This window comes from Dyadobacter sp. 22481 (assembly GCF_052044875.1).
Classification (GTDB): domain Bacteria; phylum Bacteroidota; class Bacteroidia; order Cytophagales; family Spirosomataceae; genus Dyadobacter; species Dyadobacter endophyticus.
In genome coordinates this window covers 909,921-923,660 of sequence record NZ_JBQENV010000002.1, presented here as the reverse complement: position 1 = coordinate 923,660, position 13,740 = coordinate 909,921, and the positions used below count along the sequence as shown (strand labels likewise).

General features: G+C 50.1%; 12 protein-coding genes. 4 read left to right on the top strand and 8 right to left on the bottom strand.

Translation table 11 applies throughout. The annotated features are described in order from the left end of the window. Positions 1-64 precede the first annotated feature (64 nt). Positions 65-1,423 carry a vanadium-dependent haloperoxidase gene (locus ACTJJJ_RS13875; protein WP_440702104.1) on the top strand — a complete coding sequence of 453 codons (1,359 nt, stop codon included), beginning with the start codon at positions 65-67 and terminating at the stop codon, positions 1,421-1,423. On the opposite strand, the gene nadB is transcribed toward ACTJJJ_RS13875, so the two are convergent. The 6 genes from nadB to ACTJJJ_RS13845 form a co-directional block, all read right to left on the bottom strand. Next, the gene (nadB, locus tag ACTJJJ_RS13870; protein ID WP_426293015.1) at positions 1,420-3,000 is read right to left on the bottom strand and encodes an L-aspartate oxidase; all 1,581 of its coding nucleotides are present in this window, start codon (positions 2,998-3,000) and stop codon (positions 1,420-1,422) included. The genes ACTJJJ_RS13875 and nadB overlap by 4 nt on opposite strands. A gap of 28 nt (positions 3,001-3,028) precedes the next feature. After that, the gene (gene nadA, locus ACTJJJ_RS13865) at positions 3,029-4,024 is read right to left on the bottom strand and encodes a quinolinate synthase NadA (protein WP_426293014.1); all 996 of its coding nucleotides are present in this window, start codon (positions 4,022-4,024) and stop codon (positions 3,029-3,031) included. Positions 4,025-4,179: 155 nt separating this feature from the next. Then, entirely contained in the window at positions 4,180-5,601 is a 1,422-nt protein-coding gene (locus tag ACTJJJ_RS13860; protein ID WP_440702103.1) for an inorganic phosphate transporter, read from the bottom strand. An 87-nt stretch (positions 5,602-5,688) separates the two neighbouring features. Beyond that, positions 5,689-6,741 (bottom strand): 23S rRNA (adenine(2503)-C(2))-methyltransferase RlmN, encoded by a 1,053-nt coding sequence (gene rlmN, locus ACTJJJ_RS13855; protein ID WP_188934239.1) that lies wholly within the window; start codon positions 6,739-6,741, stop codon positions 5,689-5,691. 104 nt (positions 6,742-6,845) lie between these two features. Beyond that, positions 6,846-7,379, bottom strand: a complete 534-nt coding sequence (locus ACTJJJ_RS13850) for a CvpA family protein (protein WP_188934241.1) — start codon at positions 7,377-7,379, stop codon at positions 6,846-6,848. Continuing rightward, the gene (locus ACTJJJ_RS13845; RefSeq protein ID WP_188934243.1) at positions 7,376-7,825 is read right to left on the bottom strand and encodes a GatB/YqeY domain-containing protein; all 450 of its coding nucleotides are present in this window, start codon (positions 7,823-7,825) and stop codon (positions 7,376-7,378) included. The genes ACTJJJ_RS13850 and ACTJJJ_RS13845 overlap by 4 nt, the downstream gene beginning before the upstream one ends. Positions 7,826-8,220: 395 nt before the next feature. Between ACTJJJ_RS13845 and ACTJJJ_RS13840 the strand changes: the two genes are divergently transcribed. Continuing rightward, positions 8,221-8,940, top strand: coding sequence for a pyridoxine 5'-phosphate synthase (locus ACTJJJ_RS13840; RefSeq protein WP_188934245.1), 720 nt, complete (start codon positions 8,221-8,223; stop codon positions 8,938-8,940). Positions 8,941-9,011: 71 nt separating this feature from the next. Here ACTJJJ_RS13840 and ACTJJJ_RS13835 read toward each other — a convergent pair whose 3' ends face one another. Both ACTJJJ_RS13835 and ACTJJJ_RS13830 read right to left on the bottom strand, forming a co-directional pair. Then, positions 9,012-10,463, bottom strand: coding sequence for a Gfo/Idh/MocA family protein (locus tag ACTJJJ_RS13835; RefSeq protein WP_440702102.1), 1,452 nt, complete (start codon positions 10,461-10,463; stop codon positions 9,012-9,014). 64 nt (positions 10,464-10,527) lie between these two features. Further along, on the bottom strand, positions 10,528-10,830 hold the full coding sequence (locus tag ACTJJJ_RS13830; RefSeq protein ID WP_426293012.1) for an SCP2 sterol-binding domain-containing protein: 303 nt from the start codon (positions 10,828-10,830) through the stop codon (positions 10,528-10,530). Between the two features lie 155 nt (positions 10,831-10,985). Between ACTJJJ_RS13830 and ACTJJJ_RS13825 the strand changes: the two genes are divergently transcribed. Beyond that, on the top strand, positions 10,986-11,468 hold the full coding sequence (locus ACTJJJ_RS13825) for a hypothetical protein (protein WP_440702101.1): 483 nt from the start codon (positions 10,986-10,988) through the stop codon (positions 11,466-11,468). Positions 11,469-11,606: 138 nt separating this feature from the next. Further along, entirely contained in the window at positions 11,607-13,724 is a 2,118-nt protein-coding gene (locus ACTJJJ_RS13820) for a peptidylprolyl isomerase (protein WP_188934251.1), read from the top strand. Positions 13,725-13,740 lie beyond the last annotated feature (16 nt).

Below are 13,740 nucleotides of genomic sequence, written 5' to 3'. Positions count from 1 at the left end.
CAAATTCCTATTTCTTGCTATATTCGTAAAGCAGTTCAGTTACAAAACTCCCCATCGAAATCGAATGAATTTCCGTTTACTCTCCCTGTTATTTCTCTGCTTCTTATACGGGTGTAAAAAAGAGTCTTTGCCCGAAGAGTACAATATGAAGGCAGCCGATCCGAAGCTCTTCCACGAGACGGCTACACACCTTACCGATGTGATCATCCACGATATTTTCAAGCCGCCGGTCGCCAGCCGCATATATGGATACTCGTTCCTTGCTGCGTATGAGGCGCTTGCACCTGGCAATCGGGAGTACCAGTCACTTGGAAACCAGCTTGTTAAATTCAACTCTCCACCAAAACCTGACACAGCGCTGGCATATTGCTTTCCCCTTGCGAGCATTAAGGCATTTATGGTGGTAGGCAGGACTCTCACATTCTCCGGAAACATGTGGGACAGCTATGAAAAGGGGCTTCTCAAACAATTTCAGGCAATGGGGATTCCCGAAGAGGTGTATGAACGCTCCATCGCATACGGCGATACGGTAGCCAAGCATGTACTGGCATATTCGGCCAAAGATCACTATAAAGAAATACGCGGGTACCGCTATACGGTGACCAACAAACCAGGGACCTGGGTCCCTACCCCACCTGCCTACGCCGACGCGTGCGAACCCATGTGGAATACCGTCAGAACCTTTGCGATGGATTCGGTGACGCAGTTCCGCTGTCCGCCGCCCGCAAAATACGACCTGGCCAAAAACAGCAAATTTATGCAGCTCGCAATGGAGGTTTACAATACCGGCAACAACCTCACCGACGACCAGAAAGCGACTGCCTACTTCTGGGACGACAATGCATTTGTGACCAATGTAGTAGGGCATGCTATGTTTGCCAATAAAAAAATGACCCCGGCCGGTCACTGGATGGCGATCGTACGAACCGTAGCGTTGGACAAAAAACTGGACCTGATGCAATCGGTAGAAGCATATACGCTGGGAGCCCTGTCGATCTACGACGCATTCATTGCCTGCTGGGATGAAAAATACCGCACAGTCCGCATCCGGCCCGAAACCGTCATCAACAGTAACTGGGACCCCAATTGGCGCCCGTTCTTGGAAACTCCTGCGTTCCCGGAGTATGTCAGCGGGCATAGCTCCATTTCAGCTGCCTGCGGCGTAGTACTGACGCATTTGATAGGGAATAATGTAGCTTTTACCGACTCGACCGAGAAAAAATACGGACATGGCGTCAAATCGTTCAAATCTTTCGAAGAGGCCTATTGGGATGCTTCCATCAGTCGTGTATACGGTGGGATTCACTACCGCGACGGCGTCGAGGAAGGAACGCACCTGGGCCAGAAAGTCGGGGAGAATATATGGAAGCGGGCCATCACCCGCCGCAGCCGGAACATGCTCGCCGAAAACCCGAAGCCCTAGGCGTGTACGTGATCGGCGTTATAATGCAGCCCGATGTTCTCGCGTCGGGCCATTGCCATTTTAATGATCAGATAAGAAACCGAAATCATATTGCGCAGCTCACATATTGCTACCGACACCTTGGATTCGCGGTATAAATCTTCATGCTCCTGATGCAGAAGTTCGAGTCGGTCGTATGCGCGTTTCAGACGGCGATCGGTGCGCACGATGCCCACGTAGTTGGACATGATGCTATTGAGCTCGCGGGTCATTTCTGTCACAAGCACCTGCTCCTCCGGATGCGTAGTGCCTGAGTCGTCCCATTCAGGAATATTCTGTGGGACAACCGCATTTTCAAAATTGGCAACCGTGCTTTCATAGGCCCGGTGCCCGAAGACAACGGCTTCCAGCAGGGAATTGGATGCTAGCCGGTTTGACCCGTGCAGGCCGGTGCATGCACACTCTCCCACCGCATACAAAAATTCGATATTGGTCTTCCCCCATTCATTCACGCGCACGCCTCCGCACATGTAATGCTGCGCAGGGACGACGGGAATCATGTCTTTACGCACATCCACGCCCTGGTGCAGACAGTACTCGGTGATATTCGGGAAATGTTCTACAAATTTATCGTAATCGCAATGCCGGACATCGAGGTAGACGTGATCGACCCCGTTTTTCTTCATTTCCGAGTCGATCGCACGGGCTACGATATCGCGCGGGGCGAGCGACAGCCGGCTGTCATAGTTTTCCATGAATGTGCTTCCATCAGCTCTTTTTAGCACCCCTCCGAAACCACGCACCGCTTCTGATATAAGGAACGAAGGTTTCTCGCCGGGTTGGTGGAAGCTCGTGGGATGGAACTGGATAAATTCCATGTTATCACAAATGCCTTTGGCCCGGTAGGCCATCGCAATTCCGTCGCCGGTAGCGATGGTAGGATTGGTGGTGCTTTGGTAGATATTGCCGATGCCACCCGTTGCGAGCAAGGTGGTTTTGGCCAAAAACTTCTCCACTTCTCCTGTCCGGCGGTTCAAGACATAGGAGCCGAAGCATTTGATATCTTCCCGATAGCGGTATACGGTTTCGCCCAGATGGTGCTGGGTAATAAGTTCCACCGCGTAGTAATGCGTAAAAATCTGGATGCATTTATGGCGGTTCACCTCTTCCAGCAAAGCCCGCTCGATTTCCGCTCCTGTAATGTCCTTGAAATGCAGGATCCGGTGATCGGAATGCCCGCCTTCCTTCGCCAGATCATATTCGCCTCCCTTTTCTTTATCAAAACGAGTCCCGTAGTCGATCAGCTCCTGAATCCGTTCGGGCGCTTCGCGTACCACGATCTCGACGATATTCCTTTTATTAACTTCATCCCCCGCATCCATTGTATCCTGAATATGCTTTTCGAACGAGTCGGACTCCGCCCAAACGACCGCAATACCTCCCTGGGCATATTTGGTGTTCGTTTCATCGGCCTGAACCTTGGTGATCACGGCGATGGAAACTTCCTCTTTCAATTTGTCGAAATGGCGGGCTAATTTGGCTGCGTAGCTAAGTCCGGCAATTCCCGAACCGATAATCAGAAAATCAAACTGGGGCATAATTTCAGGAATAGGGTTAAATCGGGAATCAGATGCCTTTGCTCAGTTCCAGCATGCGCGCTACGGATTCATAAGCTTTGAGGCGGATATCCTCTGGAACAAAGATCTCCGGCTGCTCGTAGTAAAGCGCATTATAGACCTTTTCGAGGGTATTCATTTTCATATAAGGACATTCCGAGCATGCGCAGGTATTGTTATCGGAGCCGGGAGCCGGGATCAGCTTTTTATCGGGCACCGATTGCTTCATTTTGTGCAAAATACCTGCCTCGGTAGCTACGATAAATTTATCATGACTCGATTCCTTCACGAATTTCAACAAACCGGTTGTCGAGCTCACATAATCGGCCTGCTTCAAAATATCTTCCTTGCATTCCGGATGAGCGATCAGCAGCGCGTCGGGGTTTTCCGCACGAAGCTGTGCGAGTTTCTCACGTGAAATATCGATATGCACAATACAGGCACCATCCCAGAGCACCATATCACGGCCGGTTTTGTGTGCCACATAGCGCCCCAGGTTCGCATCCGGTGCGAATATGATCTTCTGATCTTTTGGCAGACTTTCTACAATCTGCAATGCATTTGAAGAAGTGCAGACAATGTCGGTCAATGCCTTGATCTCCGCCGAGCAGTTGATATAACTGATGACAATATGATCGGGATATTGCGCTTTGAAAGCGGCAAACTTATCGGCAGGCGCCGAGTCTGCCAGCGAGCATCCTGCATTCAGATCGGGAATTACTACCTTTTTATTGGGGCTGAGGATCTTGGCCGTTTCTCCCATGAAGTGCACGCCGCAGAAAACGATCATGTCGGCTTCGGTAGCGGCCGCCTGTTGCGAAAGCCCGAGGCTGTCGCCGATATAGTCGGCCAGATCCTGGATTTCCGCGTCCACGTAATAATGCGCGAGAATTACCGCATTCTTTTCTTTTTTCAGGCGGTTGATCTCCGCAACCAGATCGATATCTTCCGCGATCGCCTCCGTCACATAACCGTAGCGGTTAACCTGCGCTTCAATTGTAGTCATTATGGTGAATAATTGGCTTTTATTTAATACTAAAATCCATGCCGAATTTACGATATTAAACCAATGAAAAGCAAAGAAAGTGCAGCCGGTGCATTAAAACGAAAGCCGCCGGGAACGGTCCCGACGGCTTTTTGATACCTGTATGAATGAATATCCTATAACACCCACCGGAAAAAAGCGTACAGCGTACCCGAAAGCAACATGGTCACGGGCAATGTCAGTACCCACGCAATCACGATGTTACGGATTGTACCGCCTTGCAGGTTTTTCACCCCTTTGCTGGCCACCATCGAACCCGCGATACCCGACGAAAGCACGTGCGTGGTACTTACAGGCAGGCCCAGGTAAGACGATACGCCGATCGTACTAGCCGCGACAAGCTCGGCCGAAGCACCTTGTGCGTAGGTCAAATGCTGCTTACCAATTTTTTCACCGATCGTCACTACAATCCGCTTCCAGCCTACCATCGTTCCGAGTCCGAGAGAAAGTGAAATCATCAGGATTACCCAATCGGGGGCATAATCCGTATATCTTCTGATGCCGTGTTCGCTGCCCGATTGTTTCTTCAATAATGCAAAGTCGGTTGAATTCAGGTTAGCCTGACCGTTGTCGAGGATCGTTTTGATATTGCGGCTGATGAGCAATAGGGAGCGGCGCGCTTCCATACGTTCTTCTTTCGGAAGGCGGTGTTCAGGTAACGGATGATTTATCTGCACCTGCAAACGTGTTAGCTCCCCCTTTATGGTGTGCAAATGCTCACGGTCCGAAATCGAAAGACGCGTCGAATCGATACGGTTCACCGCTTGCTCGATACCGATCAGATCGGCCTTCATTTCAATAGGATCTTTGGAATTATCTAATGCAAAATGTGCAGGAACAATACCAATCAGGATCAGCATGACAAGCCCTACGCCCTTTTGCCCGTCGTTGGAGCCGTGGAAGAAACTCACCAATGTACAAGTAATAATCAGGATGGCGCGGATCCAGATCGGCGGCGCCTCGTTTTTCTTAGGTTCGCTGAATACAATCTCGCGGAGAGGCTTGGACAACGACCTTCTCAAAATAAACATAATAATGATCGCCATGGCGAAACCGAAGATCGGGGAGCTCAGGAGTGACATGAACAACTCTTGTGCTTTCGACCAGTTGACGCCGGTCCCCTGGGTATTTTCAGGCATTAATGTAAATGCAAGACCCACGCCGAGGATCGAGCCGATGAGCGTATGGGAGCTAGAACTCGGCAAGCCGAAATACCAGGTGCCCAGGTTCCAGATGATAGCGCTGAAAAGTAATGCGAAGACCATCGCGGCGCTGTGATAGACGTTCTGATCAATCAAAAGCTCCACGGGAAGCAGGTTCACAATCCCCATGGCCACGGCAATCCCACCAAAGAATACGCCGCAAAAGTTCATGAAACCCGACCATACCACCGCCACATTCGGTTTCAGGGAATTGGTATAAATAACCGTCGCTACCGCATTGGCGGTATCGTGAAAACCGTTGACAAATTCGAATGCGCAGGCCGCTAAAATACTAAATGCGAGGAGGATGAAAATGTCGGTTTCAAGACCAAACATAAAAGAAGTTGATAGGTTGAATTATTGACGCAAAACTACTTATAAACGACCGACCCAATGTTAAGAAATTGTTAAGTCAGACTTACCTCAGTTTGTTTCTTTGTTAGCCAACTGCCCGCAAGCAGCATCGATATCCTTGCCCCGGCTCCTTCTCACGTGCACCGAAACCCCTCTATCTTCCAGGAAAGCGGCAAATTTATCCAACCGGTCGGCCTCAGTATTCTTAAAATCTGCCTCTGCGATCGGGTTATATTCAATGATGTTCACACGGGCCGGAACGCGTTTGGTAAACTCCCAAAGCTCTTTGGCATCCTGCAAAGTGTCGTTGAAATTGTTGAAAACAATATATTCGAAAGTAATGCGGTTGCCCGTCTTCTTATAGAAATAGTTCAATGCCTCGGCCAGGTTGTCGAGCGAGTTCGACTCGTTGATCGGCATAATCTGGTTGCGTTTCTCGTCATTGGCCGCATGGAGCGACAATGCCAGTCTGAACCGCACCTCGTCGTCACCCAGCTTTTTGATCATCTTCGCAATCCCAGCCGTGGAAACGGTGATGCGTTTGGGTGACATATTCAGTCCTTCCGGCGAAGTAATGTATTCAATGGACTGGAGCACATTGGCGTAGTTCAGCAATGGCTCTCCCATTCCCATATATACAATGTTGGTCAACGGCGCATTGAACGTCTTTTCGGCCTGCTGTGCAATCGCCACCACCTGATCATAGATTTCCCCGGCTTCGAGGTTACGCTTACGGTCCATATAACCCGTCGCGCAGAACTTGCATGTGAGCGAGCACCCTACCTGGCTGCTCACGCAGGCGGTCATGCGGTCGGCGGCGGGGATGAGCACGCCCTCCACGAGGTTACCATCGAAAAGTTTGAATGCGGATTTGATCGTGCCGTCGTTGCTGTGCTGCTTTTTGGCAACATCGAGCGAGTGGATCACGAAATGCTCGTTCATCAGCTGGCGTGTGGCCAGCGAGAGGTTCGTCATTTCATCGAATGAATGGGCCGATTTTTTCCAGATCCATTCATATATCTGTTTTGCCCTGAAAGCCTTTTCCCCGTGTTCGGTCATCCAGGTTTTGATCTGGCCGACGTTGAGTTTACGGATGTCCTGCTTTTGCTCTGTTGTAGTCATTTTAATCTGTCATCTGTCAAACACACAGGGCATTCAACTGTAATTTTCTGCAAAGGTACTGAAAGTCAATAATGAATGCTTAACCGACGCGGAAATTTGAAAGTTCAATCTTCAAGGTAATCGCGCTTCCAGTCGCGGATAATGTCGGTGCCCTGGGGCATCAGCGACAATCCCTTGGTAATTACCGTGGGAGCTACCGGCACAACCAGCGGGTACAGGTAAGTATCGTCCGTGCGGTGCGCGGGGATCTTCACGCCGATCGCGTCCACCAGCCAGAAAAACACGCTGATACCGAAAACCCACGTAAAAACGCCCACCATCGCACCCGCAAAACTATCGAACGTACCCAGAATAGAGTACCGCAGCGACCGCCGGATGGTGTAGCCGAATTGATTCAGAAGAAAAATAGTAGGAAAGAAAATCGCCGAAAAACCCACATAAGGCAGGATTTTCCGTGCGACGCCCTCGCTGAAATAGGGCGTGAGGATCTCCATCCCCAAGCCCAGGAATTTGAAACCCAAAACCATGGCTACTACCATACCCAGAATCCCGATAATCTCGATCAGCAGGCCTTTGCGGTAACCATGTAATGCGCCCCATAACAGGGGAAGAAGGATGAGAACATCCAGTAATTTCATGCGAGCAATGCCTTAACCAGCGTGGAAACGACCCGGCCGTCGGCCTGGCCGGCAAGTTCTTTGGTAGCTACGCCCATTACCTTGCCCATATCCGATGGTCCGGCGGCACCTACCCGGGCGATGATTTCCTGCAATTTGGCTTTCACTTCGTCCTCGGTCAACTGCTTTGGCAGGAATTGCTCGATCACGGCCAATTCTGCTTCTTCCTTTTCCAAAAGGTCGGCGCGGCCTTGCGTCTTGTAAATATCTGCCGATTCTCGGCGTTGCTTGGCAGCTTTGGTGAGCAGTTTCAGTTCGTCGTCGACAGAAAGCTCGCCGCTGGCGCCGCCTTTGGTTTCTTCCAACAAGATCAACGACTTAATCGCGCGCAAAGCACGTAATGTATCCTGATCCTTGGCACGCATCGCGTCTTTGATACCGGATTCAACTTGGGATTTTAGTGACATCGTTACTTTAATTTTGAATGATTGAATGATCGACCGGGTCGCCGGAGCGATGACTGAGTATTTAGTCTGGTATCATCATTCGGTCATTTGTTGTTTTTTATATTGATTAAGGCTAAAATTTAGCTTTGAAGGTGTTTTTAAACACTCGAATGCTAAATTTGTAACAGACCGGCAAAGTTAGTAATTCACTTGAAAACTCATCTCAAAGAATCAAAACTCACACTTCGCTCCGGCGATCCGGCCACACACCAATGACCTTCTGACCATACCTGGCTTTTTAAATTCATAAATTCACATATTAGCTAAGCACACATTCAATCATCGCGCCGGCGACCCGGTCAGTCATTCAATCATTCAATCATTCAGTCATTCAATCATTCAATCATTAAATTCCCATGACCCGTCTTAGCGTCAACATCAACAAGATCGCCACCCTTCGCAATTCCCGTGGCGGTGACAATCCTAATGTATTGAAAGTAGCGCTGGACTGCGAGCGGTTCGGGGCGCAAGGCATAACCGTACACCCCCGGCCCGACGAGCGACACATTCGTTACCAGGATGTGTACGACCTCCGCGAACTGGTTACCACCGAGTTCAATATCGAAGGCAACCCGTCGGAAAAAAAATTCGTGGAGCTGGTTCTGGCCAACAAGCCGGATCAGGTAACGCTCGTTCCGGACGCATTGGGCGCTATCACTTCCAATGCAGGCTGGGATACCATCACCCACCGTTCCATTCTGACAGACCTGATAGGCACATTCAAATCGGCCGGAATCCGTGTGTCTGTTTTCGTCGATCCGGATGAAAGAATGGTGGAAGGTGCAAAAATCTGCGGCGCCGATCGCGTGGAGCTCTATACCGAGCCCTTTGCAGCCGGTTATTTTGAAAACCGCCAGAAAGCTGTGCTGCCATTTGTAAAAGCTGCTGAAAAAGCCCGCGAAGTAGGTTTAGGCTTAAATGCCGGCCACGACCTTAGCCTCGACAACCTGCATTTCCTCAAACAAAGTATTCCCTGGATGGACGAAGTTTCCATTGGGCACGCTTTGATCTGCGATGCATTATATATAGGACTGGAAAATACGATCCAGATGTATCTGCGGGAATTGGAGTTGTAATGCGTTTTGCCACCCTGAGCGGACGGGGCCGCCCGCTCAGGGTGGCAATGCCGTTTCCACACAAAAATCACCTACCACCCCGTCCGATACTCCCTCTTCACAAACCGGTTTGCCACATCAAAGTTGGTAATCTTCATATTAGCGCCATCCCACATCAAGCGTTGGCGACCAGGGAATGTGAAACCTTTACCATCCGCTTTGGCTTCGCGGTGCAGGTAGGAACGCACGGCCAGGTTACCCATGAGCACAATCTCCGTCAATGGCCCCGACTGGTCGAATGACGAGCTGGTATAAGTCCCGTAACCTTTTTTACAAGCCTGAACGAATTGCTGCTGATGCCCTTCCCAGCCGCCCGACACCAATGCACGGGGCTTAGTAGCGATCCGGACGTTCGCAAATTTCTTCTCAGGCCATAGTCTGGGATTTTCCCCGAACATTTCCGCACTGATAATGCCTTTTGTACCAATAAACAATATCCCTCCATCAACACTGCCAAAAACAGTATTGTAGTCACAGCCGTCAGGGAGCTGCGGACGCATTCCGCCGTCATACCAGTTCAGGTTGATTTCTTTGCCCGGTGTTTTGGAAGGGAATTTTAAATGGATATTGGCCGAAGGCGGCGCCACGTCATCGAAAAATGCCTGCTGGAAGAAATCAGCATAAACGGAGCCGACGCTGCATTCCACGGACGTCGGGTAACCGAGCTTCAATGCGCGGAAAGGCACGTCGAGGAAATGGCAGCCCATATCGCCCAATGCGCCGGTGCCGAAGTCCCAGTAGCCGCGCCAGCGGAACGGCATGTAGGCTTCGTGATAATCTCTTTTTGGTGCGGCACCAAGCCACAAATCCCAGTCGACGCCGGCAGGAACCGGTTGCGACTCTCCCTTGTCTTTCGGCGATTTCACGCCCTGCGGCCAAACGGGCCTGTCGGTCCATACCTCGATCGTATGCACATCGCCGATCGCACCCGACTGCACGAGCGCTTCGGTATTGCGGGTACCATCGCTGCTGCTGCCCTGGTTGCCCATTTGGGTTACCACCTTGTATTTTTTGGCGGCTTCGGTAAGCATCCGGGCTTCCCAAATGTCTTTGGTCAAAGGCTTTTCAACATAAACATGCTTCCCGAGCTCCATCGCGGCAATCGCGACAGGGTAATGCATGTGATCGGGCGTGGTGACGATGACGGCATCGAATGTCTTCGCCTCTTTCTCGAACATCTTGCGGTAATCCTTATAATAAGGGGCGTTGGGGAATTGCTTGCGGTACTTTTCGGATTGGCGGTCGTCGACATCGCAAAGCGCGACGATATTTTCGGTACCATTATTAAATGCCTGCTTGATATTGAAGTCGGCTTTACCGCCGCAACCGACGGCCGCGATGTTGAGCTTGTCGCTCGGAGGGACGAAGCCCCGCCCCAGCACGTGGCGTGGGACGATCATGATACCGCCCGCGGCCAATGCGCTGGCTTTTATAAAATTCCTTCTTTTAGTAGCAATTCCGGATACCTTTTCCTGATTGTCCATGCTCGTGTGATCGTTTGTTGAAAACAGATGGTATCGAAGAAAAGGCACCCGGCTTGAAAGCCTACTATCGGCGTCCGAAGGTTTCTGCGATCTTCATGGCAACGCCCATATCGCCATCTATTTTCAACTTACCGGTCATGAGGGCCATCATCGCGTTGAGATCGCCGTCAATGAGCTTCAACGCATTTTTCACCGAAACTTCGAAAGTACAATCGGCTTCACCATCGGTGTTGGAAACGCTGTTGGGCACGGATTTTCCATCGACAAACAGGACTCCTTCGTCGGTTACAAATTTGGCTGTGGCATCCAGTCCGCTTTCGGTTCCCAGGATATTTGCAATGCGTTCAGTCAGAATTTGAAGGCTCATAGGTACTGTTTGTTAGAAAGTTTGAGTTTTAATTGGATTAAAAAATGACAAATGTAGGCCGACAGGAAGAATATTCAAATGCCTTTGGTGTTTTCACTGAAAACGACAAATTTTACATCCTTCATCAGAAAACCTGCTGATCTGTATCCAACTGAATGAGTGCACCTGTGAATCGTCCCACGTTCCTTACCGTTTTGTGTTTCCTTACTTTTATGAGTGCCGTTTCGGGTCTTTGGACCCAGTCCGAAAGGCTCTGGAACCCGGGCATAACTGCCGATAAAACCCGCGAAACGTTTGAGGCTGTCCGTGAAAACCTGGAACACCAGGGCAATACCGCCGAAGCCAAGACGATGGACAAGATGTTTGAAGCGGTCATCGAGCAGACTACGGCTGAGAATATCAAGACCGGCGCCATTATCATGCTCATTTTCGAATCCCTTTCGCTTTACGCGGCCTATCTGATGTGGAACCTTCAACGGAGGGGTTTTTACCTGTATCTGGGCGGCATGGCCGTCGCATTTGCTGCGCCGTTACTGATGATCGGCGGCTGGATGGGCGTCATTACCGCCATGGCCGGAGTATTTTTCAGTATTTTTATGGCGATCCTCTACGCTTTCAATCTGAAACACATGCATTAAAGCTTAAAAACCGCTCTCTTGCTCATTCCGGTCCGTCGCGCAACGTCCGGATGTTGCCAATAATTGCAAATAGGAATGTAAGCTCTTGCATTCCATCAAGAAAACTTTTTATTTTGCGCACTAATTTGAATCGAGAAAATGGCTTTAATTAACAAAATCAGAGAAAAATCCGGGATAGCTGTCACGGTTATCGCTATCAGTTTAATTCTTTTTATGGTTGGAGGCGATTTGCTGGGCCCTAATTCCCTCTTGGGCGGCAACGACAACCAAACAGTGGGAGAGATTGCCGGGAAAGAAATTAATATCAAAGATTTTCAAAGCCGGGTGGATGGGTTTCGTCAAAACTACGAAGCACAGTCGGGCCGCAGCCTGAACGAAGGCGAGCTGGCTTCTTTGAGGGATCAGGCCTGGAATCAGTTCGTGGTGGATATTGCTTACAAAAAGCAGTACGACAAACTGGGACTGGCGGTAACTGACGAAGAACTCTACGATATGGTACAGGGCAACCACATCAGCCCATCAATTCTGCAAGCATTTTCAGACCCTACTACCGGCCGTTTCGACAAGAACGCGGTGATCAATTACCTGAAAAATCTCAAAACACTTCCTTTGGAACAACAAAAATCCTGGGAGAATTTTGAGAAAAGCCTTCGCGAAGAGCGTACCCGTGCGAAATATGAAAATATGCTTCGCCTATCGACGTACATTCCGAAAGCACAATCTGAAAAAGAGTACGTAGCGCAAAATACCAAAGCCAATCTCCGCTACCTGTATGTACCCTATTTCTCGGTTGTAGATACTACCGTTAAAGTAACCGACGCACAGCTCGAAGAATACCTGAGCGCGCACAAGAAAGAATATAAAGGAACAGACACCCGCTCTATCGAGTACGTAACGTTCCCGGTTCAGCCTGCGAAAGACGACAGCGCAGCCTTGTATACCGAGATCAAAGAACTTGCACGCGGCCTTGCCACGGCACAAAGCGACTCTGCATTTGCCGCGATGAACAGCGATATCCCGACGCCGATCAACCAGTCGTACGCTACCATGAGCGACCAGTTGAAAGAAGCGGTGAAGACATTTGTACCAGGTGGTGTTTACGGACCTTACCGCGAAGGAAATACCTATTATATCTACAAATACGGCGGAACCCGTTCCGATACCGTTGCTTCTGCCAAAGCAAGCCACATCCTGATCCGTGCTGAAAACCAGTCGGACTCAGCGAAAACGGCTGCACGTGTGAAAGCGGAAGGCATCCTTGCGCAGATTAAAGCAGGTGCTAACTTCGAAGCATTGGCTGCAACGTCCAGCGCTGATCCCGGTTCGGCACAACGCGGCGGTGACCTGGGTTACTTCCAGAACAACGGCGCAATGGTGAAGCCATTTGAAGAAGCTGTGTTCTCGGCAAGTGCTCCCGGCCTGATCCCACATCTGGTAGAAAGCCAGTTTGGTTTCCACATTATCAAGGTTACTGCCCCTAAATCAAATACACTGTACCGCATTGCGACAATTGGCAAGACCATTGCTCCAAGCCAGGCTACACGTGACGAAGCATACAGAAGAGCCGACGAATTTGCGAATGCTGTGAAAAGCCGCGAGCAGTTCGAAGAAGCTGTTAAGAAAAACAAAGCCCTTGTCCTTGCCAATGCAAACCGCATTCCTGAGTCTGCTACGAACATCAACGCGATCCAGAATGCACGCGATATCGTAAGATGGGCGTTCAAAACCGACACCAAGCCTTCGAATGTGTCGCCGGTATTCGAAACCGAAGAGCAATATGTGGTGGCTGTTCTGACAGGCAAATCGGATGCCAAAGATGTAAAAGTGGACGATTTCCGCGACGAACTGACGACTAAAGTACGCAACCAGATCAAGGCTGAGCAGATTACTGCGAAGTTGAAAGGTGCGACCGGATCACTCGAAGACATCGCGAAAAAATACGGTGCTGGTGCATTGGTTGAATCGGCCAACGACATTTCACTGGCAACAGGCTTCCTGACCAGCGCAGGTTTCGATCCTATCGCGCTTGGAAAAGCATTCGGTTTGAAAGCCGGGCAGAAATCGGGCGTATTCACAGGAGAAAACGGCGTATTCATTATGGAACTGGTTAATAAAACCGATGCTCCTAAAATCGCCGACTTCACGCAGTACAAAACACAGCTGACCCAATCTCTGGAAAGCCGCATGTCGTACCTGGTGAACGAAGCCATTCGCGAGAACGCGAAAATCGAAGATCACCGCGCGAAATTCTTCTGATCAGATCGATTAAAAA